Origin of the sequence: Streptococcus sp. 27098_8_76 (assembly GCF_041432315.1) — a bacterium.
Taxonomy (GTDB): Bacteria; Bacillota; Bacilli; order Lactobacillales; family Streptococcaceae; genus Streptococcus.
Genome location: NZ_JAPVZI010000007.1, coordinates 85346 through 105377, shown reverse-complemented (window position 1 = coordinate 105377; position 20032 = coordinate 85346). Strand labels below are relative to the sequence as shown.

Below are 20032 nucleotides of genomic sequence, written 5' to 3'. Positions count from 1 at the left end.
TTTCTCCTATTCTGGGATTTGTTGGGTGATACAGTGGATATTGCCACCACCTAAAAGAATATCTCTGGCTGGAATTCCGACAACTTTACGGTCTGGGAAACACTTACTGAGGATATCTAAGGCCACTTGGTCGTTTACATCCTCAAACTGGGGAACCAAGACTGCCTTGTTAGCAATATAGAAATTGACATAGGAAGCAGCAAGCCTTTCACCTGCGTATCTCTCTTCTTCTCCTTCTTCATAAGTATAGCCTGGTAAATCGTCCTCAGTGACAACTTGTCGAATTGCAGGGATAGGCAATTTATGAATGGTAAACTTCCGTCCTTTTGCATCTGTTTCCTTTTCTAAAAGTGCTAAATCAGCTGCTGACATGGCATACTGAGGATCAGTTTCGTCTTCCGTCCAAGCCAAAACAAGCTCAGCAGGACCAACAAAGGCAGCAACATTGTCAACGTGTTCATTGGTTTCATCTTGATAAATACCATAAGGAAGCCAGATAACTTTTTCAGCTCCAAGGCACTCTAATAAGGTATTTTCGATTTCTTCCTTACTAAGATGAGGATTGCGACCAAGACTGAGAAGGCAACTTTCAGTCACGAGAATGGTTCCTTGACCATCGCTGTGTATCGCTCCGCCTTCAAGGACAAAAGGTTTGGCATCGTAAACAGGCATTTCCAAGGCCTCAGCAAAACGACTAGCTACTTGGTCATCATCTTCATAATCTTGATAAAGACCATCAACAGCACCACCCCAAGCATTGAAAGACCAATCCATGGCTAATTTCTGGCCTTTATCATTGACAAGAATAGTCGGACCTGTATCACGCGCCCAGGCATCATTGGTGGGAATGTCTAAATAAACAACGCTATCTCCAAGGTAGTCTTGGGCTTCAGATAGATAATCCTGCTCCACCAAAAGATAGACTCTTTCCCCTTGAGCAATAGTTTTGATAATCTGGCTAAATGCTGCTTTAGCAGCTTTTCCTTGAAAAGGCCACGATCCTGGTCGAGTCGGCCATATCATGAGGGTACCATGGTGTGCTTCGTACTCTGCTGGCATGCGATAACCTAATTTTTTGGGACTGTCCATCATGATAATCTCCCTTTAAAATCTTGATAACCGAAGGCTTTGACTAAGCTACAGTCACCCTGCTCGTCCATGAGATAGAGACTTGGCAATCCAATACCATTAAAGGTATTATTTTTGACAAATGAGTAAATAGCCATATCTTCAAAATAAAGTCTGTCTCCGATTTGAACTGGATTTTCAAAGCTATAATCACCGATCACATCTCCTGTCAGACAAGTATTGGAAGAAAGTCTATATGTATGGGCTTTTTCCTGTGCCTCAAAGCCATTTCTCAAAGGTGGACGATAGGGCATCTCAAGTACATCAGGCATATGGCAGGTCGCAGAGGCGTCTAAAACCAAGATTTCCATACCGTTTTCTACAATATCCAATACTTCAGTTGCTAGATAACCAGCATTGAGTGCAATGGCTTCACCCGGCTCGATATAGATTTCAAGACTGTAAGTTTCTCGGATACGCTTGATTTCTGAAATCAGTAAATCCACATCGTAACCTTCTCTTGTGATGTGATGACCACCACCCATATTGAGCCATTTGACCTGATGCAAATACGGTCCAAATTGCGCTTCTACTGCTTTCAAAGTTGTTTGTAAATCATCTGCTCCCTGCTCGCAAAGGGTGTGAAAATGAAGGCCGTCAACCAAATCCAGCAAATCACTAGGAATTTTATCTAGTGTCACGCCAAAACGAGAACCAGGTGCACAAGGATCATAGAGAGCGTGATCTCCTTGAGTTGAACACTGAGGGTTAAGTCGCAAACCCACACTTACACCAGCATCCCGACACCAGGCCCCATGTTTACGCAACTGTCTTTCTGAGTTAAAGACGATATGGTCCGTTATCTCTAACAATTCCTCCAAGTCTGCATCCTTGAAAGCAGGTGCAAAAACATGGACTTCACCAGGAAATTCTTCTCTAGCGAGCTTAGCTTCATAGAGACCACTTGCAGTTGTGCCAGATAGATACTGGCTAATCAAGGGATAGGTTTTATAAAGGGAATACGCCTTCTGAGCAAGCAAAACCTTGCAACCAGTTTCTTCTTGAACATATTGTAAAATGCGACAGTTGGATTCTAACTTTGCTAAGTCGATGACGTAAGCTGGTGTTGGTACTTGTTCTAACTTCATTAGTCCACCATTTGTGGATTTTCAACCACAACCCATGGCAAACCATACTCATTCAAAGCTTCCATAAATGGATCTGGATCCAATTCTTCAAGGTTATACACTCCAGCTTGTTTCCAAGTACCGTTCATAACCAATTTTGTCCCAATCATGGCTGGAACGCCAGTCGTGTAAGAAATGGCTTGTGAACCAACTTCTGCGTAACATTCCTGATGGTCGCAAACATTGTAGATGTAAATGGTCTTTTCAACACCATCTTTGACACCTGTAAAGATACAACCGATATTGGTTTTACCAACCGTGCGTGGACCAAGGCTGGCTGGATCTGGAAGCAAGGCTTTCAAAAATTGAATTGGAACAATTTCTTGGCCGTTAAAGTTAATGGCATCCGTACGAAGGAGACCGACATTTTCCAAGCATTTCATGTGCGTCAAGTATGATTGACCAAAAGTCATAAAGAAACGAATGCGTTTGACACCTGGAATGTTCTTGGCCAATGATTCAATTTCTTCATGGTGAAGGAGATACATATCTTTTTGTCCAACTTGAGGGAAATCGTACTCACGCTTGACAGACATGGCTTCAACCTCAACCCATTTCCCATCTTCCCAGTAAGAACCTGGCGCAGAAACCTCGCGTAGATTGATTTCTGGGTTAAAATTGGTCGCAAATGGATAACCGTGGTCACCACCATTACAGTCTAAAATGTCGATATAGTGGATTTCATCAAAATAGTGTTTGAGAGCATAGGCTGAAAAGACACTAGTCACCCCTGGGTCAAAACCAGAACCAAGCAGAGCGGTCAATCCAGCTTCTTTGAATTTTTCCTGATAAGCCCATTGCCATGAGTAGTCAAAGTAGGCTGTAAAACCAAGTTCCTTACAACGTTTCTCATAGATGGCACGCCACTCAGGATCTTCTGTATCCTCAGCCTCGTAGTTGGCTGTATCGATATAGTGAACACCTGTTGCCAAACAAGCATCCATAATGGTCAAGTCTTGGTATGGTAGAGCTACGTTCAAAACTGCTTCTGGCTTGTAGCTTTCAATCAGGGCAATCACTTCTTCTACCTTGTCAGCATCAAGAGCAGCTGTCTCAATCTTTGTACTTGTTTTGTCTTCCAGTTTAGCCTTCAAGTCATCACATTTTGACTTGGTACGGCTAGCAATCATAATCTCTGTAAACGTTTCGCTATCTTGACAAATCTTTGAAATAGCAACTTGGGCAACGCCCCCACATCCAATAACTAATAAACGACTCATTTTTTTCCTTCCTCTTCTTCTAAAATGTCCTCAACATACTTGGGCAACATAAAGGCTCCTACATGTAAGTTTGCAGTGTAGTATTCTGTGAAAAGCTGGCGTTTTTTCCAGCCTTCCTTGTCAAAATCTTTGACAGGGTGGTATTTTTTTGATGCAAATCCAAACAACCAATAGCCAGCTGGGCTAGTTGGAATATGGGCCTGATAAACCCGACTGATTGGAAAGGCTTGATTGACCTTGCGGTGCATGCTTCGGCAAGCTGACTCATCTTCGTCAAAGAAAGGACTACCATGCTGGTAAATCATGATACCGTCTTCTTTAAGAGCACGATAGCTATTACCGTAAAATTCCTTGGTAAAAAGCCCTTCCGTATGTCCAAATGGATCTGTCGCATCGTTGATGATAATATCATAGTCATCTTCGCAGTTTCGCAAAAAGCGTAGCCCATTTTGGTAGTAAATGGTAACACGAGGGTCATCAAGCCCTGCAGAAAAGTCTGGGAAATACTCACGACAGACTTCAACCAGCATCTCATCCGGTTCCACGATATCGATTTGTTCCAATTCTGGATACAGTGTCAAAACTTGAGCAACACCGCCGTCGCCACCCCCAATAACCAAGACTTTCTTTGGATTTGGGTGGACAGCCATGGGAACATGGACGGTCATTTCGTTGTAGACAAAGTCATCCGCATCTGAGAACAAGACGTGCCCGTTTAAAATCAAAATCTTTCCAAAAGCTGGCGTATCCAAGACTTCGATATCCTGCCATTCACTTTTACCAGCGTAGAGTTGCTTGGCTGTTCTCAAGGATAATTTGACATCTGGAGTATGAACTTCAGAAAACCATAAATCCATCTAGTTCTCCTTTCTCTTAATGACGTTGATGTGATTGACCTCTGGATCTTCCGTCCCTTGGAGGGAGCAACCACGTTCCTTGGCAAATTGGATATAGTCTACAATTTCTCGTGTAATGCGTTCTCCAGGAGCCAAGATAGGGATTCCTGGAGGATAGCACATGACAAATTCCCCACAGACTTGTCCAACAGATTCGTCTAAAGACAAACTTTTTCTCTCTGAATAGAAGGCTTCTTGTGGAGACAGCACTAACTCGGGCTGAATATATTCTCCAGCTATCAAGTCCTTCCCGTCTCGTGAATAGAGTCTCTTGATATCTGCTAAAGCACCGACCAAGCGCTCGATGTCTTGGATACGGTCACCAATCGAAATATAGGCCAAGATATTGCCAATATCACCAAACTCAATCTGAATGTCGTATTCGTCTCGTAAGAGGTCATAAACCTCGATACCTGTTAAGCCAATACCCTGAGTGTAAACTGACAGCTTGGTCACATCAAAATCACAAACCGAAACACCGTCTATTAACTCTTTTGAGTAAGCATAGTAGCCACCGATAGCATTGATTTCACGACGAGCATACTCGGATAGCTCAATGACCTTCTCAAAGGATTCTTTACCGCGTAGGGCCAAGTTACGACGCGAAATATCCAAACTAGCCATCAACAAGTAAGAGGCAGATGTAGACTGGGTCAGGTTGATAATCTGACGAACGTACTCAGAATTCATCTGCTCCCCGATTAAAAGAAGCGAACTTTGGGTCAAACTTCCACCAGACTTATGCATAGATACCGCCGCCATATCAGCCCCTGCATCCATGGCAGAAATTGGAAGTTTATCTGTAAAATGCAAATGCGCTCCGTGGGCCTCATCTACCAAAACCATCATGCCAGCTTCATGAGCCATTTCTGTCACCCCCTTTAGGTCTGAACAGATTCCGTAGTAAGTAGGATTGTTAATCAAAATGGCCTTAGCATCTGGATGGTCCTTTATGGCTTTGGCTACTCGGTCATTTTCAAGACCTAAAGCGATACCAATTTTAGGATCTACACTCATCTCGATATAGATGGGAATAGCACCACATAGAACCAGAGCATTGATAGCAGATTTATGGACATTTCGTGGCAAAATAATCTTATCTCCTGCCTTGCAGGTGGAAAGAATCATAGTCTGCACCGATGAAGTTGTTCCCCCAATCATGAGAAAGGCATGGGCTGCTCCAAAAGCATCAGCTGCCAGCTCCTCTGCATCCCGAATAATCGAAATGGGGTGACCAAGATTATCCAAGGGTTTCATCGAATTGACATCAATGCCAACACATTTTTCCCCTAACAGTTCCACCAATTCTGGATTTCCCCGTCCACGTTTGTGACCTGGTACATCAAAGGGAACAATACGTTTCTTGCGTAACTTCACCAAGGCCTCATAAATTGGGGCTTGGTTTTGATCTAACTCTTTCAAGACATACTCCTTTCCATATTTTTAGGACCTTATGAAAACTAAGGAACTAAAGGTTGACTCATGAAAAAAGAGCAGGTTTTCACCTGCTCTGCAATCTTCTGACGTTTTTATGTTTGTTTCTGTTGAGTATGTCTGTTCCCGATGTTTCCTAACTCTCTAGTAGCAAATATTACGTACTTTATTGATCGTTTCACAAGATGACGTGTGCTTTCACCACACTAAAAATTTATGAATTAGGACAAGTGTCCTAACATCAACTTATAAAAGTAGGCTTTTAACCCTATCAATAATGTGGTTTTTCAACCACGCTTCGGCATTCAACCCTGCCTGTCCGTAGGCATTTTTTACTCGGGTTTATATTTGCTAGAAAACATCATCTCATTTTCTAAGCTTTATTACTATATCATGTTTTTAAGAACTTGTAAAGCGGTTTACGAAAAAAATATAAAAAAGTTCGCAAAATATTTGGATTTTATTTGATTTGATACTCATTATTCTCTTGTAAACGATTATAAAGTGAACAAAATGATTATCGTATTTAATTTAAAATTTTTATGCTATTCAATACTCTTTACATTCGATGTTTGTTCTATCAGAGAAGATGTCGACATTTTTATATCATTAAAATCGTGCAACTTTTTTCAGATACTTTTAAAAGATTGATTTCCTTATATTTTTCCTTTATACTGGATAAAAAGGAGAATAGTATGTCAGAAACAAATCACGAAATCGATTCAAATTTTGCAGGTCGTTTAAATATCCTGCGTGCTGGTGTTCTTGGTGCTAACGATGGGATTATTTCCATTGCTGGTGTGGTTATTGGGGTTGCTAGTGCTACGAGCAATATCTGGATTATTTTTTTATCAGGTTTTGCAGCTATTTTGGCCGGTGCCTTTTCAATGGCTGGTGGAGAATATGTATCCGTTTCAACTCAAAAAGATACCGAGGAAGCAGCCGTTGCGCGTGAGAAACTCTTGCTAGACCAAGATATGGAACTAGCAAAAAAGTCTCTCTATGTAGCTTATATCCAAAATGGAGAATGTGAAACCTCTGCTCAACTCTTGACCAACAAGGCCTTTCTTAAAAATCCACTCAAGGCTCTGGTAGAGGAAAAATATGGGATAGAGTATGAAGAATTTACCAATCCTTGGCACGCTGCCATTTCTAGCTTTATTTCTTTTTTCCTTGGTAGCTTACCACCAATGCTGTCAGTGACCATTTTCCCAAGTGATTACCGCATCCCTGCTACTGTCCTTATCGTCGGTGTGGCCCTTCTTCTCACTGGTTACACTAGTGCCAAACTTGGAAAAGCCCCAACCAAAACAGCTATGATTCGGAACCTTGCTATTGGTCTCTTGACCATGGGAGTAACCTTTCTGCTAGGACAACTTTTCAGCATTTAGAACATAAGAAATACCTCGATTTTGAAGTCGAGGTATCTTTTTTACATTTGGACAATCTTGCGATAACTTCTTGAGGTAATCATAAAAATCAACACATAGGCGATGAGGAAGATAGCGCAGATAGACAAGGTTACAGTCAACATCATAGTCGTATCTATTACACCAATCACTTTTAGAATCAGACTAAGCATATGGTAGGCAAAGGCTAGATGTATGAAGGCAAAAAGCAAAGGAAGGAAGAAAACAGTTAAAACCTGTTTGTTGATGGTTTGCTTGATTTGCTTTTGATCTAAACCGACTTTCTGCAAGATAATAAAGCGCTCACGGTCTTCATATCCTTCAGAAATTTGTTTGTAGTAGATGACCAGAACGGTTCCGACCATAAAGATAATGGATAGGAAAATACCGATAAAGAAGACACCACCAAAGAGGGCACTCATCTGAGCACTAGCATCTGCTAGATTGCTACCATACACATAGCTACCTTCAGTGTTTAATTGAGCATTAAACTGATTGAGGTAGTTTTCATATTCTTCAGCGACCTTGAGCTGTTCTTCTTCACTGACATTTACATTCATACCACCGTAAAGTTGATTATAGATAGCTGAATCTGGGAATTGGTCCAAAAAAGCTTGTAGATTAGGAACAACTATATAATTGTAATCGGCAGTCAAAATATTAAACTGATTTGGGACATGGTTGACAATGAAATCTTTAGTAAATTCTTCTTTGACAGAAAATTGATGATCGTTTAGAGTTAGGTTTTTCTGTCCTTTCAGTCCATCATTCTTGGCGAAGAGTCCGACCTCATTTCCTGATAGAGACAGTTTTTGACCAGTCATATTTTCATAATCTTTTTGGTCAAATACCATGAAAACTGTTTTGGGTTGGACACGGTTTTGTCCTTTTTCAAAAATAGTTAACTTGGTCCCTTCTTGATTTGCAATACCAAAGTTACTGTAATGAAGCACTTCTTTCTCTTTGACACTATAACCTTTGTCACTTGCAAACTGGGTCAAGAGTTTGTCCAAGTCTTCTTTTTCAACATTTTTTCCAGTAATTCCAAAATCATGCGGATTCATCACTTTTTTAAAGGATTCTGAGGCATTGAAAATGCTTGTCGCTGCTGACATGGTTACCAAGACCATTGTTGACAAGATAGCGATGGTTGCTAGTCCAACCGCATTTTTCTTCATACGGAAAATCAAGTTGGAAACAGAGATGAGGTTATTGGGTTGGTAATAGTATTTCTTGTTTTTCTTTAAGATTTGAAGGAAAACGGTAATACCTGCATTAAACAAGAGATAGGTACCAAAGATAACCAGCAAAACAGCTAGGAAGAAAGTTGTTAGGGCTGTAAGAGGATCGGTTACCGTAAGGGCAAGATAATAGCCAATCCCTAAACTTATGGAACCAAGAATAGTTTGGAGAGGTAGGAAACGACCTCTTTTCTCTCCACTTGCTTTCTCACGCGAGAGCTGGAGGGCATTCATACGAGCAATTCGAAGGGCATTCAGGAACATGAGGCCTAGGAAAATCAATCCAAAGACAACAAGTACTGCAATGACAACATTCATTTGGAAGGTAGCGACCAGCTCAACCTTCAATTTCATCAGTTTGAGTAAGAAAGCGAAAATTAACTTGTCAAACAAGGCTCCAATACCGATACCCGCTCCAACAGTTAGAATCCCAAATACCACTAATTCCTTAAAGGTCATACTGATCAGGTGACGTTTCTCCAAGCCCAACATGCCATAAATTCCTAGTTCCTTGGAACGGTTTTTCATAACAAAACTATTGGCATAAAGGACGATAATGGCTGACGCAAGGGTGACGACAAACATACCAAATCCAAGTGTAGCCTGAATGGTTGTTCCTCCACGGATTTCAGCAATCTTTGGATTGAAAGTTAGAGAGTAAAAGAGATAGGTGACAGTGACCGCCAAGAGAACAGCCAGCGCAAAAGGATAGTAGAGTTTGCGGTTTTTAATCAAGTTCGATACCGCTAACTTATTGGTTAATCGAAACATACTAATTCACCTCGCTTGCCATGACAGTCAAGGTATCAGAGATCTCTTGGAACATCTGACGTTCTGTCTTCTCTCCACGGTAGATTTGATTGTAAAGAATGCCGTCTTTGATAAAGAGCACACGTTTGGCCCTGCTAGCTGCTGCCGTTGAGTGGGTTACCATGAGAATGGTTTGACCACGCTCATTGATTTCATCAAAAACATCAAGTAAGGCTGCAGATGACTTGGAGTCAAGGGCTCCTGTTGGCTCATCCGCAAGGAGAATTTCAGGTTCTGTGATGATGGCACGAGCTACTGCTACACGCTGTTTCTGACCACCAGAAATCTCGTAAGGGTACTTCTCTTGTAATTGGTTGATGCCTAGATTCTCAGCTGTCACTACCAATTTCTTCATCATCTCTGTAATGGGCCTTCTTGACAAGACAAGCGGAAGCAAGATATTGTCCTTAACAGACAGAGTATCTAGCAAGTTAAAGTCTTGGAAGACAAATCCTAGCTTTTCACGACGGAAGCTAGAAGCCTGTGAATTTTTAATGGTTGCGGTATCCGTTCCATTTAAGTAAACCTGCCCACGAGTTGGTTTGTCCAGCATAGCTAGGATATTGAGAAGAGTTGATTTACCAGAACCAGACTCACCCATGATGGCAACGTAGTCACCTTTTTCCACGGTAAAGTGAATATCCTTGAGGGCTTCTACTTGGTTGCCCTGAAAACGAGTTTTATAAATTTTTTGAACGTGTTTTACATCTAAAAGTGTCATGAGAATCTCCTTTCTTAATATCCCATCAAATGAAATGTTGCTTGCATCATAGCGCATCCCAGCTGAACGCGCTCGATATCTTTGTGGCTTGGTTTTCTTATTTTCTTCTGTAAGATTTGTTTCATGATGTTACTCCTTTTTTCTTTATGAGTCTAGTTTACATCAAAAAAAGACCGCTTGCCATAGCCTAACCTTACAAAAGAGACTTTAATCTTACATTTTTGTAAGATTGTGGGAAATATAGGCAAAATTACGTAGAAAATGATTTGATTTCCTATTTTTAAAGTTGTAAAATATAAGTGTGAAAAGGCTTACTTTGGAAAGGAGGAAGCGGTAACTATCATTTGAGTAAGCTTACCTAGATGAAACACCAATAAATTGAACACTTACAAGTCCGTCCTCCCCATAAAGAAAGAAGGTGCACTTTAATGAAACACAAAGAACATATACTCATCGGACTTCTCTATCTCCTCTCTCCATTCATCGGTCAGCTCTTAGTTGAAAAGACATACTTTATCGGTACACAATCTACAGCTACTGCTTATGCTATTTGCTGGCTATCAGTTGTTATCAGTATCCATCATTTATCAAAAAATGTATTGTCTCAGCATGAAAAATCAGATTAAAAAACTGAGTTTAAAATAATATTTTTAGTTTGTAGAAGAAGCTGGGAAAATCTTATTAAAAGTAAAAAAGCTTTAAATCAAGCGGTTTAGACTATTGATTTAAAGCTTTTTGCTTATTCCAAATCTTTTGTTAAACCTCACCAAAACCAGCCTTCATTATCGTCAATGGCTTGGGCTTCTTTACGTTTGCGTGGGCCTGTTCCGTACATTTCTGCTTCGATTTCTTCCTTGGTTGGCATGATAGAGGCTAGGATGATATAGATAATCACGCCAAGTCCAAAGTTTGCGACTGTAAAAATAGCAAATAGAAAACGAACAAGGGTAACATCAAAGTTCCACTTGTCTGACAGACCTGCCAGAACTCCTGAAATCATGCGATTTCGTCTCATTTTATAAAATTTACTGTTCATGATATTTCCTCTTTCTGCTATGTTAGACATAGTATAACACGGGTAGGCTTGGCTTTCATCAGTCCTCAGGCTGATTTATCAGTAGCAATTTACCTCGACAAAGTCCACAGCGATAGCGTTTGGTATCAATCTTTCGCTTGCGATGATACCTTTGCTGGCAGGATTCGCAACGATAGAGCTTGAGTGGTTTCGAGTTGCTATTTGGCAAGGTTGGTACAAAGCGTAATCCATCCACTACTTTCAAAAGTTCCTTAAAATCCCGATCCTTGTGTTGATAGCCCTTCCCTTGAAAATAGAGGTGATAATGACAGAGTTCATGTCGGACAATTTTCCTAAAAACATCCAAACCCAGATCCTGATAGACCTTAGGATTAAAATCCAAATGTCCATCTTTTGGAAAAAATCGCCCACCTGTCGAACGTAGACGAGAGTTCCACTGAGCTTGATGGATAAAAGGCCTCCCGAAGTCTTCTAGCGAAACTTGCTTGACGTAATCAGTCAGTTTCATTTGGAGCAAGGAGCGACAGATTGACTTTTTCACGTTCAGTATCAATTTTCTTGACCCAAACGGTCACCAAATCTCCGACTGACACCACTTGACTAGGGTGTTTTATAAACTTGCGACTCATGTGGGAAATATGGATCAAACCGTCCTCATGAATCCCAATGTCAACGAAGGCACCGAAATCAACGACGTTACGCACAACACCTTCCAGCTTCTGCCCAACCACTAGGTCTTTGATATCTAGGACATCTTGGCGAAGCACAGGTGCATCAAAGGAATCACGGAAATCTCGACCTGGTTTGAGAAGATCTGCAATGATATCTTTAAGAGTTTCGGGACCAAGGTCTAGCTCTTGCGCCATTTCCTTGACTGAAAGCGACTTGAGTTTGCCTTGGGCTTCTTCGTTTAGTTCTTTAATATCTAAACGTTTGAAGAGTTCCTTAACAGCAGTGTAATTTTCTGGGTGAACTCCTGTATTATCAAGGATATTGCTACTTTCAGGGATACGGAGGAAACCAGCTGCCTGTTCAAAAGCCTTGGCACCCAGACGAGGAACTTTCTTGATTTGGGCGCGTGAAGAAATTTTTCCTTCTTCCTCGCGGTATTTGACAATATTTTCAGAAATGGTTTTATTGAGTCCAGCGACGTGGGAGAGAAGAGCTGGGCTGGCTGTATTGATATTGACACCAACTTGGTTAACCACTGTATCGACAACAAAGTCCAGACTCTCAGACAATTTCTTCTGGCTGACATCGTGCTGGTACTGACCGACACCAATTGACTTAGGATCGATTTTAACCAACTCTGCAAGGGGATCTTGCAAACGACGGGCGATAGAAATAGCAGAGCGTTTTTCAACGGTCAAATCTGGAAACTCCTGACGAGCAAGCTCACTGGCAGAATAGACCGAAGCACCACTTTCATTGACGATAACATAGCTGACTTCAGGGAACTCTTTCAGAACTTCCGCCACAAAGGCTTCACTTTCACGACTGGCAGTTCCATTTCCGATAGCAATGATTTCTACACCGTATTGACCAATCAAGTCTGCCAGATCTTTCTTAGCTTCTTCGATTTGACGAGCAGAGGCTGGTTTGACAGGATAAATGACCTGAGTCGTCAGCATTTTTCCTGTAGCATCAACGACAGCTAGCTTGGCACCTGTACGAAAGGCAGGGTCAAATCCAAGAACTACACGCCCTTTCAGAGGAGCAACCAAGAGGAGATTGCGCAGGTTGTCAGAAAAGAGTTGGATAGCTCCTTCTTCTGCTTTCTCAGTTAGTTCTGTCCGAATACGACGCTCGATAGCAGGCAGGACCTTTTTCTTAACAGATTGCTGAACCACTTCATCAATATAGGTATTCTTCACCTTGAAACGAGCAGCAAAGAAGGCAAGAATACGGTCCGTCGCATGTTCAAAACCGACCTTCAAGACACCTAGCTTCTCCCCACGATTGAGGGCTAGTGTACGATAACCTTGCATATTTCCAACCGTCTCTGAAAAATCATAGTAAATCTGAAAAACCTGTTTTTCATCAAGACTTTCATCCTTGACTTGAGAAGTGAGTTTAGAGTGTCTCAGCACCTCCTGATAAGTCATGGAACGCAAGGTCACATCTTCCGATAAGGCTTCGACCAAAATATCAACTGCACCGGCCAAGGCTTCCTTACCAGTTGCAAATCCTTCACAGACAAACTTTTCAGCCTCTTTTTCTAAGTCAGCTACATTCTGCAAAATCAAGCGAGCAAGAGGAAAGAGTCCAGCTTCACGGGCAATGGTTGCCTTGGTTCGACGTTTTTCCTTGTAAGGAAGGTAGAGTTCTTCTACGTCTGCTAATTTTTCGGCAGCTAAGATAGCTTCTTCCAACTCCTTGGTCAGCTTGCCTTGCTCTTGAATCTTAGACAAGACAGCTTCTTTACGGTCGTTGAGATTGGTCAGACTTTTATCCATGTCGATAATAGCCTTAATCGCCACCTCATCCAGACTACCAGTCATGTCCTTGCGATAACGCGCGATAAAGGGAATAGTCGCCCCTTCTGCTGTCAAACTTAGAACGGTATCGATTTGCTTTAACGTCACTCCCAAATCCTGGGAGATTTTTTCATATTTTTTATCCATAAATCTATTATACCATAAGCTAAACGTTTCAAATTAGCTCTTACAATTTTAAAACATAAGTTGGGAAATAAATTTACTTCATTTCAATATTCTATTTATTGAGAAGGTTGCAATTTAATTCTAATAGTTTACAAAAGGATCAGTGATTAATTGCACTGTTTTTATTTTTTACAAAACGCTTTATAAAGCTATTTGTTGAAGTTAACGAATCAATTTTCAGAGCAAATAAAAAATCGCAAGCCTGAGCCTGCGATGAGTGTAATCTATTTTGAAATTTTTAAACAAAAAAGGAGCATTTAAGCTCCCTCCTTTGAAATAACGGACACTTGGCTGGTCGGTGTACCCAGCATCTCAGATACCTTTTTCAAGGTGCGGCAGGAACCTTTCTGCCCTCAAATGTCTTTCGTTAACGTTGTTCTAGCACTATCTACTTTTTTTGTCAAGTTTTCTCAATCTACCAGACTTAATCAGGATATATCAAGCTCTATTATTCGTTAGATACTCAATTTTAACTTTTCCCTTTTCCTTAAAATAATAGTATAATAGAGGTAGAATTTAGAATCGAGGTACACCTATGGCTGTAAAATTTACAAAACGAGACGACTTGGACAAGATGTTTGAAGAGTTTGCGAAACTCCCTGATTTGAAACAAGTCACTTTCCCTGATGACAAAGAGAAAAAAGCCAAAGCAGAAAAGAAAAACTAGATGACTGCTTTCCAACAACTCCCATCTAGTGTGCTTCAGACTGGAGCTATTTTCCTCTCTATAATCATTGAAGCCCTACCCTTCGTTCTGATAGGAAGTATTGTCTCAGGGCTGATTGAGGTCTATATCACACCTGACAAGGTTTATCATTTTCTCCCTCGAAATCGTTGGGGGAGAATCTTTTTTGGGACCTTTGTCGGGATGCTTTTCCCTTCTTGTGAATGTGGAATCGTCCCCATTATCAATCGTTTTCTGGAAAAGAAGGTTCCTACTTACACGGCTGTTCCCTTTCTTGTGACAGCACCTGTTATCAATCCTATTGTCCTCTTTGCGACTTATTCTGCCTTTGGCAATTCCTTCCATGTCGCCCTGTTACGAGCTCTAGGTTCCATTGTAGTGGCTGTGATACTTGGGATTTTTCTGGGATTTTTCTGGAAAGAACCCATTCAAAAAGAAAATCGTTTGGCCTGTCATGAGCATAATTTTTCTCACTTGAGGCCTACAAAAAAAGTTTTTCAAGTCTTTGTGCAAGCTATTGATGAGTTTTTTGATACGGGGCGTTATTTGGTATTTGGCTGTCTCTTTGCCTCTGTTATACAGGTCTATGTTCCGACTCGGATTCTGACCTCGATCAGTGCAACCCCTCTTTTTGCCATCCTGCTCTTGATGCTTTTGGCCTTTCTTCTTTCTCTCTGTAGTGAGGCCGATGCTTTTATCGGGTCTTCTCTTCTCTCGAGTTTCGGCCTGACACCAGTTCTGGCCTTTCTCGTCATTGGTCCAATGCTGGATATCAAAAATATTCTCATGATGAAAAATTACTTGAAAGCACGATTTATCAGTCACTTCATTATGATTGTGACACTCGTTGTCTTAGTCTATTCTCTCTTGATTGGAGTCATCCTATGATTCGATTTTTAGTTTTAGCTGGCTATTTTGAATTGACCATTTATCTCCATCTGTCGGGCAAATTAAACCAGTACATCAACATGCACTATTCCTATCTGGCCTATATTTCCATGCTGCTTTCCTTTATTTTAGCACTTGTTCAATTGTATATCTGGATGAAGCAAGTCAAAACCCATAGTCATCTGAACAGCCGATTCGCGAAGGTGACGAGTATTGCTCTTCTGGCTATTCCGATTGTCGTCGGTTTAACCTTTCCAACTGTTAGCTTGGATTCTCAGACCGTTTCAGCTAAAGGCTATCACTTCCCCCTATCGGAAGGCACGGATCAAGCCATTCAGACGAGTGAAGGGACGACAAGCCAATATTTGAAACCAGATACCAGTTCTTATTTCTCAAAAACAGCCTATGAAACGGAAATGCGAACGACAGCGGATAAATATTTGTCCCAAGATAGTATTCAAATCACTAATGAAAACTATATGGAAGTCATGGAAGCTATCTACGACTATCCAGATGAGTTTGAGGGTAAGACAGTCCAGTTCACAGGCTTTGTCTATAACGACCCCAGTCATGCCAATAGTCAATTTCTGTTCCGCTTCGGCATTATTCACTGTATCGCAGATTCTGGTGTCTATGGTTTGCTGACCAAGGGAAATACCCGTCATTATGAGAATAACACCTGGATAACAGCTAAAGGAAAACTGGTCAATCACTACCATAAAGAACTCAAACAAAACCTACCAACCTTGGAAATCGAAATCTTTACCAAAGTCGATAAACCAGAAAATCCTTATGTGTATCGAGTGTTTTAAAAAGCAAACCAATTTCATAATAAACTCTAAGCAGGCAGAGCCTGCTAACTCATGACAGAAAAAGAAGTTTAGCTTATAATGAAGATGAACAATACCAATCCGTGGTGTTTAATAGGGCTTTTCCTAGCCTGTATAAAAAACTGGATGAACAAGAGTCATGAAATAACTCGAATATGCCTTGAGCATGAAAATATCTTACTAGTAGCCTCTTGTTCTATTGTTCAAATAGTTAACAGGAGGTTTTTATAATGGAAGTCATGATTGAAACGTGTTGTGGTATTGATGTCCACCAAAAATCCATTGTTTGTTGTATTCTAGATGGTCTACTAAATAACAATAAACCAAAGAAAATTCAGAAGAAATTTGGGACAACTTTTGGGACAACTACTGTAGCTCTTCACAATTCTTTAGATTGGATGGTATAGTTGCTTAGTTTAAAATAAGCAGCTTATAATAAAGCTATGGCATTTAGATTACATCAAAGAAGGACACAGCCATGTCGAGGCAGCTAAAGTTTTTGATGTTGGCGGCAGAACTCTCTTCACGTGGGAAAAGAAACACGTGAACAAGGATACTTAGAGCGGAAAAAGCGAGTCGTTAAAAAGCGAAAAATTCCTTTAGAGGAATTGAAAGCCTTTGTAGAGGCTCATCTAGACGCTTTTTTACGGGAAATTGCGGTACATTTTGATTGTGCTGTTCTTCCAGTATGGGCAGCTTTAAAGTAAATTAAGGTCACTTTAAAAAAGGACGACTAGCTTTAAGGAACAAAATCCAGAGAAAGTCGCTGAATTTCTTGATATTTTGGATAACCTAAAAGACTTACCAATCGTATATATTGACGAAACGGGAATTGATCTCTACTTCTATCGTCCTTATGCACGGGCTCGTAGAGGGGAGAAAGTCTATGAAAAGTTTAGCGGACGGCGTTTTGAGCGGACTTCAATTGTTACAGGACAAGTAGACGGAGAGTTTATAGCTCCCATGATTTACAAGGAAAGTATGATGAGCGACTTCTTTGTGGAGTGGTTCAAAACGCAACTCCTGCCTGCTTTAAAGACACTTCATGTCATTGTCATAGACAATGCTAGTTTTCATCCCAAGAACATCTTGGATGAACTCTGCATCCAAGATAAACACTTTTTCTTACCCCTACCGCCTTATTCACCAGATTTGAATCCTATTGAGCAAGCTTGGGCTATCTTGAAAAAGAAAGTGACGGATTTATTAAGGGAAGTTCCAAATATTTTTGAATGTTTGGGGCGCTTTTTTTAAACTAAATGACAATAATACGAGGGATTTGATGATTTTTCTTGACGATAGAAGACTCAGCGGCCATCATTTTAGAGCATATATTTATAATGGATTGAATCTAGAATAGTACACAACTAATTCTAAAACCTGTATAGAAATTAATTTGAATTCACTAATCTTTTTGTTTGTATCCTATTTCAATTCACTATATAACTCAATTTCATAATAAAACACCTCAAAAGTTAGATTTTCTAGCTCTAACTTTTGAGGTACAGCTCATTTATGTATGATAGTCTTTTGGTATTATTTCATCTATCTTTGTTAAAAGAAAGAATATTTATCATGAATTTGGGTCATCGAGACTACGGCCATGTAAGCCTTTTTCACGTTGGGCTTGGCGTAGTTTTTCTGGTGTAACATCGTTCCCCTCTTCGTCCACAATTTTGATTCCCTCAATGTGATGACGAACAGTGCGACGATAACCTTCGATGTACTCCTCACGTAGTTTGGCTTGTTCTACTTTTTCTTCTGGGGTCAAGCCTTCTGTTTTTTTCTTTTTGGCAAGCTCGTTAATACGATCAATTTTTTTAGGATCCATGTTTCTCTCCTTTATGATAAGATTTAATCCGTTTATTTAGTATTGATTTGGTTAAAACGTGCAAGTTTAGCTGCTTTTTGAGTTAAATGAGACAAGATAGCCAAACGATTTTGACGGACTGCCTCGTCTTCAGCCATAACCATGGTATTCTCAAAGAAGGCATCGATGACTGGGCTAAGCGCAAAGAGTTGTTTCAATTGTTGACTTGCAGTCCCTGACAAAACGAGTGATTCTACTGCTTCTGCCAAGGCTTTTTCTTGGTCATTCTCAAAGAGAGCTGAATCAACTGTAGCAACTCCTTCTGCCTTCTCAGCCAAATTAAAGGCACGAGAAAGTGATTCGACAGATGGTTTGAAGTCTTCTTCCTTGCTTGCTTCTACGAGAGCACTTGCTGCTTCCAACATATCCGCCACAACAAAGTTTGATTCTGCAAGTACTGCTTCCTTGATGTCTTTTGGAGTAGACCCCATCATCTTATCAACACGAGCCTTGATAAAGTTCATAACTTCTGCTTTATTTTCATAAGTCAAGCTGTCAAATTTCAAAGCATAAAGGCTATCAAGCAGCTCATCCATAGCAATGTGCCAACCAAAGGCATCCAAGATACGAACCACGCCTTGAGTCGCGCGACGAAGGGCATACGGATCATTAGAACCTGATGGAATCAAGCCTACTGAGAAGAAACTCAAAATCGTATCCAATTTATCTGCAATGGCTAGAACTGCGCCGACCTTGCTCTCTGGAAGTTCTCCTTCGGCTGATGTAGGCATGTAGTGTTCACGAATAGCAGCTGCCACCGCTGGAGTTTCCCCAGCAAGAAGGGCATATTTCTCCCCCATAATTCCTTGGAGTTCGTCAAATTCACCAACCATACCTGTTAACAAGTCAAACTTGTAAATGGCTGCTGCACGGGCTAGGTCAATCGTTTCATCTGCTGACAAGCCTGCTTTTTCTGCCAAGAGAATAGCAATCTGACCAGTACGAATCATGTGTTCACGAAGGGAACCAATTTTCTCATGGAAAGTCACATTGTTTAATTTTTCAACAAGATCTGAAATCACCAATTTTTGGTCTTCACGCCAGAAGAATTCACCGTCTTCTAAGCGAGCGACCAAGACTTTTTCATTACCTTTGATGACATTTTCCAAATGCTCTGCGTTTCCATTACGAACAGAAATGAAGTTTGGCAAGAGTTTTCCATCTTGATCACGAACAACAAAGTAACGTTGGTGTTCCTTCATCGAAGTCACCAAAACTTCTTCTGGAACTTCAAGGTATTTGGCATCAAAGCTTCCCATAAAGGCGGTTGGGTATTCAACCAAGTTCAAGACTTCATTAAGCAAATCCGCATCAATTTCGATATGTACACCATGCTCAGCTTCGATTGCTTTGATTTGATCAACAATCATTTGCTCACGTTCACGTGGATCTGCAATTACATACTGTGCACGAAGGTCTTCTTCATAGCTCAATGCTGACTGAATCTTAGTTTCTTGTCCCAAGAAACGATGGCCACGGCTCACACGCCCTCCCTTAATATCAAGGAAATCCAAATCAAACTCTTCTTCATCTAAAAGAACAGTTAAAGTGTGAACAGGGCGGATGTATTCAAAGGTGTTGTTAGCCCAGTGCATGCTGACAGGGAAAGTCAATGACTTCAAGACATCTACAACACCAGGAACAATTGCTTCAACTGCTTGACCAACTTCTTCCTTAGTGACATAGACATATTCTTCCCCCTTAATTTCACGGAATTCGATATCTTCAACAGTCAATCCTTTTCCACGAACAAATCCTTGAGCTGCTTTGGTGAAGTTTCCATCGCTATCCAAGGCAATTTTCTTTGCTGGCCCCTTAAAATCTTCCGTCAAATCAGCCTGTTTGTCTGATAAACCAGTTACACGAACAGCCAAACGACGTGGTGTTGAGAAGGTTTGAACAGCTTCAAAAGACAGGCGGTTTTCCTTGAGGAAGGCTGCCATTTTTTCGCCTAGTTGTTTTTCACTTGGTGTGACAACATAGGCTGGTAATTCTTCAAGACCGAGTTCTACTAATAAGTTTTTTGTCATGTTTTTTCCTTTACATTTTCTTCAATCTTTTTTGATATGAACCT

18 protein-coding genes and 1 pseudogene are annotated in these 20032 nt (G+C 40.7%); 7 read left to right on the top strand and 12 right to left on the bottom strand.

The genetic code is table 11. The annotated features are described in order from the left end of the window. Window positions 1-6: 6 nt before the first annotated feature. From aguA to O3636_RS06550, 5 genes are read right to left on the bottom strand one after another with little or no spacing between them, the layout of a single operon-like run. On the bottom strand, window positions 7-1092 hold the full coding sequence (gene aguA, locus O3636_RS06570) for an agmatine deiminase (RefSeq protein WP_153226188.1): 1086 nt from the start codon (window positions 1090-1092) through the stop codon (window positions 7-9). Further along, window positions 1089-2216: a carboxynorspermidine decarboxylase gene (gene nspC, locus O3636_RS06565; RefSeq protein ID WP_153226187.1), complete on the bottom strand. Its 1128-nt coding sequence runs from the start codon at window positions 2214-2216 to the stop codon at window positions 1089-1091. The genes aguA and nspC overlap by 4 nt, the downstream gene beginning before the upstream one ends. Continuing rightward, window positions 2216-3475 carry a saccharopine dehydrogenase family protein gene (locus O3636_RS06560; RefSeq protein ID WP_371642304.1) on the bottom strand — a complete coding sequence of 420 codons (1260 nt, stop codon included), beginning with the start codon at window positions 3473-3475 and terminating at the stop codon, window positions 2216-2218. Before O3636_RS06560 ends, nspC begins: the two co-directional genes overlap by 1 nt. Next, a complete protein-coding gene (gene speE, locus O3636_RS06555; protein ID WP_000366732.1) occupies window positions 3472-4332 on the bottom strand; it encodes a polyamine aminopropyltransferase in 861 nt (286 codons plus the stop codon). The genes O3636_RS06560 and speE overlap by 4 nt, the downstream gene beginning before the upstream one ends. Then, the gene (locus O3636_RS06550) at window positions 4333-5793 is read right to left on the bottom strand and encodes an aminotransferase class I/II-fold pyridoxal phosphate-dependent enzyme (RefSeq protein WP_371642302.1); all 1461 of its coding nucleotides are present in this window, start codon (window positions 5791-5793) and stop codon (window positions 4333-4335) included. Between the two features lie 707 nt (window positions 5794-6500). Here O3636_RS06550 and O3636_RS06545 point away from each other — a divergent pair. Beyond that, entirely contained in the window at window positions 6501-7196 is a 696-nt protein-coding gene (locus O3636_RS06545; RefSeq protein ID WP_060805510.1) for a VIT family protein, read from the top strand. Window positions 7197-7237: 41 nt separating this feature from the next. Here the strand turns inward: O3636_RS06545 and O3636_RS06540 are convergent, their stop codons facing one another. Beyond that, on the bottom strand, window positions 7238-9226 hold the full coding sequence (locus tag O3636_RS06540; protein ID WP_371642300.1) for an ABC transporter permease: 1989 nt from the start codon (window positions 9224-9226) through the stop codon (window positions 7238-7240). A 1-nt stretch (window position 9227) separates the two neighbouring features. Beyond that, on the bottom strand, window positions 9228-9986 hold the full coding sequence (locus O3636_RS06535; RefSeq protein WP_000173372.1) for an ABC transporter ATP-binding protein: 759 nt from the start codon (window positions 9984-9986) through the stop codon (window positions 9228-9230). 428 nt (window positions 9987-10414) lie between these two features. Between O3636_RS06535 and O3636_RS06530 the strand changes: the two genes are divergently transcribed. Further along, the gene (locus tag O3636_RS06530) at window positions 10415-10612 is read left to right on the top strand and encodes a hypothetical protein (RefSeq protein ID WP_061439469.1); all 198 of its coding nucleotides are present in this window, start codon (window positions 10415-10417) and stop codon (window positions 10610-10612) included. Between the two features lie 137 nt (window positions 10613-10749). Here the strand turns inward: O3636_RS06530 and O3636_RS06525 are convergent, their stop codons facing one another. The 3 genes from O3636_RS06525 to O3636_RS06515 are packed head-to-tail and all read right to left on the bottom strand — an operon-like array spanning window position 10750 to window position 13646. After that, window positions 10750-11022, bottom strand: coding sequence for a PspC domain-containing protein (locus O3636_RS06525; RefSeq protein WP_001085044.1), 273 nt, complete (start codon window positions 11020-11022; stop codon window positions 10750-10752). Between the two features lie 58 nt (window positions 11023-11080). Continuing rightward, on the bottom strand, window positions 11081-11530 hold the full coding sequence (locus tag O3636_RS06520) for a SprT family protein (RefSeq protein WP_261125209.1): 450 nt from the start codon (window positions 11528-11530) through the stop codon (window positions 11081-11083). After that, complete coding sequence (locus O3636_RS06515) at window positions 11517-13646, bottom strand: Tex family protein (protein ID WP_371642298.1); 2130 nt, start codon at window positions 13644-13646, stop codon at window positions 11517-11519. The genes O3636_RS06520 and O3636_RS06515 overlap by 14 nt, the downstream gene beginning before the upstream one ends. Window positions 13647-14220: 574 nt before the next feature. Between O3636_RS06515 and O3636_RS06510 the strand changes: the two genes are divergently transcribed. The 5 genes and pseudogenes from O3636_RS06510 to O3636_RS06490 all read left to right on the top strand — a co-directional run bounded on the left by O3636_RS06510 (window position 14221) and on the right by O3636_RS06490 (window position 17342). Further along, on the top strand, window positions 14221-14352 hold the full coding sequence (locus tag O3636_RS06510) for an SPJ_0845 family protein (protein WP_000268685.1): 132 nt from the start codon (window positions 14221-14223) through the stop codon (window positions 14350-14352). Then, a complete protein-coding gene (locus O3636_RS06505; RefSeq protein ID WP_371642293.1) occupies window positions 14353-15258 on the top strand; it encodes a permease in 906 nt (301 codons plus the stop codon). It begins immediately after the preceding gene. After that, window positions 15255-16070, top strand: a complete 816-nt coding sequence (locus tag O3636_RS06500; RefSeq protein WP_371642291.1) for a TIGR03943 family protein — start codon at window positions 15255-15257, stop codon at window positions 16068-16070. The genes O3636_RS06505 and O3636_RS06500 overlap by 4 nt, the downstream gene beginning before the upstream one ends. Before the next feature lie 248 nt (window positions 16071-16318). Next, on the top strand, window positions 16319-16495 hold the full coding sequence (locus tag O3636_RS06495; RefSeq protein ID WP_224218529.1) for a hypothetical protein: 177 nt from the start codon (window positions 16319-16321) through the stop codon (window positions 16493-16495). 25 nt (window positions 16496-16520) lie between these two features. After that, a pseudogene (locus tag O3636_RS06490) lies at window positions 16521-17342 on the top strand (IS630 family transposase). A gap of 319 nt (window positions 17343-17661) precedes the next feature. Here O3636_RS06490 and O3636_RS06485 read toward each other — a convergent pair. Both O3636_RS06485 and glyS read right to left on the bottom strand, forming a co-directional pair. After that, complete coding sequence (locus O3636_RS06485) at window positions 17662-17919, bottom strand: DUF896 family protein (RefSeq protein WP_050261374.1); 258 nt, start codon at window positions 17917-17919, stop codon at window positions 17662-17664. 32 nt (window positions 17920-17951) lie between these two features. Continuing rightward, the gene (gene glyS / locus O3636_RS06480; RefSeq protein WP_371642289.1) at window positions 17952-19988 is read right to left on the bottom strand and encodes a glycine--tRNA ligase subunit beta; all 2037 of its coding nucleotides are present in this window, start codon (window positions 19986-19988) and stop codon (window positions 17952-17954) included. Between the last annotated feature and the right edge of the window lie 44 nt (window positions 19989-20032).

Bases quoted from the DNA above. Each gene is read 5' to 3' on its own strand.
- aguA (WP_153226188.1), bottom strand. From the start codon at position 1,092: ATGATGGACAGTCCCAAAAAATTAGGTTATCGCATGCCAGCAGAGTAC.
- nspC (WP_153226187.1), bottom strand. From the start codon at position 2,216: ATGAAGTTAGAACAAGTACCAACACCAGCTTACGTCATCGACTTAGCA.
- O3636_RS06560 (WP_371642304.1), bottom strand. From the start codon at position 3,475: ATGAGTCGTTTATTAGTTATTGGATGTGGGGGCGTTGCCCAAGTTGCT.
- speE (WP_000366732.1), bottom strand. From the start codon at position 4,332: ATGGATTTATGGTTTTCTGAAGTTCATACTCCAGATGTCAAATTATCC.
- O3636_RS06545 (WP_060805510.1), top strand. From the start codon at position 6,501: ATGTCAGAAACAAATCACGAAATCGATTCAAATTTTGCAGGTCGTTTA.
- O3636_RS06540 (WP_371642300.1), bottom strand. From the start codon at position 9,226: ATGTTTCGATTAACCAATAAGTTAGCGGTATCGAACTTGATTAAAAAC.
- O3636_RS06535 (WP_000173372.1), bottom strand. From the start codon at position 9,986: ATGACACTTTTAGATGTAAAACACGTTCAAAAAATTTATAAAACTCGT.
- O3636_RS06530 (WP_061439469.1), top strand. From the start codon at position 10,415: ATGAAACACAAAGAACATATACTCATCGGACTTCTCTATCTCCTCTCT.
- O3636_RS06525 (WP_001085044.1), bottom strand. From the start codon at position 11,022: ATGAACAGTAAATTTTATAAAATGAGACGAAATCGCATGATTTCAGGA.
- O3636_RS06520 (WP_261125209.1), bottom strand. From the start codon at position 11,530: ATGAAACTGACTGATTACGTCAAGCAAGTTTCGCTAGAAGACTTCGGG.
- O3636_RS06515 (WP_371642298.1), bottom strand. From the start codon at position 13,646: ATGGATAAAAAATATGAAAAAATCTCCCAGGATTTGGGAGTGACGTTA.
- O3636_RS06510 (WP_000268685.1), top strand. From the start codon at position 14,221: ATGGCTGTAAAATTTACAAAACGAGACGACTTGGACAAGATGTTTGAA.
- O3636_RS06505 (WP_371642293.1), top strand. From the start codon at position 14,353: ATGACTGCTTTCCAACAACTCCCATCTAGTGTGCTTCAGACTGGAGCT.
- O3636_RS06500 (WP_371642291.1), top strand. From the start codon at position 15,255: ATGATTCGATTTTTAGTTTTAGCTGGCTATTTTGAATTGACCATTTAT.
- O3636_RS06495 (WP_224218529.1), top strand. From the start codon at position 16,319: ATGGAAGTCATGATTGAAACGTGTTGTGGTATTGATGTCCACCAAAAA.
- O3636_RS06485 (WP_050261374.1), bottom strand. From the start codon at position 17,919: ATGGATCCTAAAAAAATTGATCGTATTAACGAGCTTGCCAAAAAGAAA.
- glyS (WP_371642289.1), bottom strand. From the start codon at position 19,988: ATGACAAAAAACTTATTAGTAGAACTCGGTCTTGAAGAATTACCAGCC.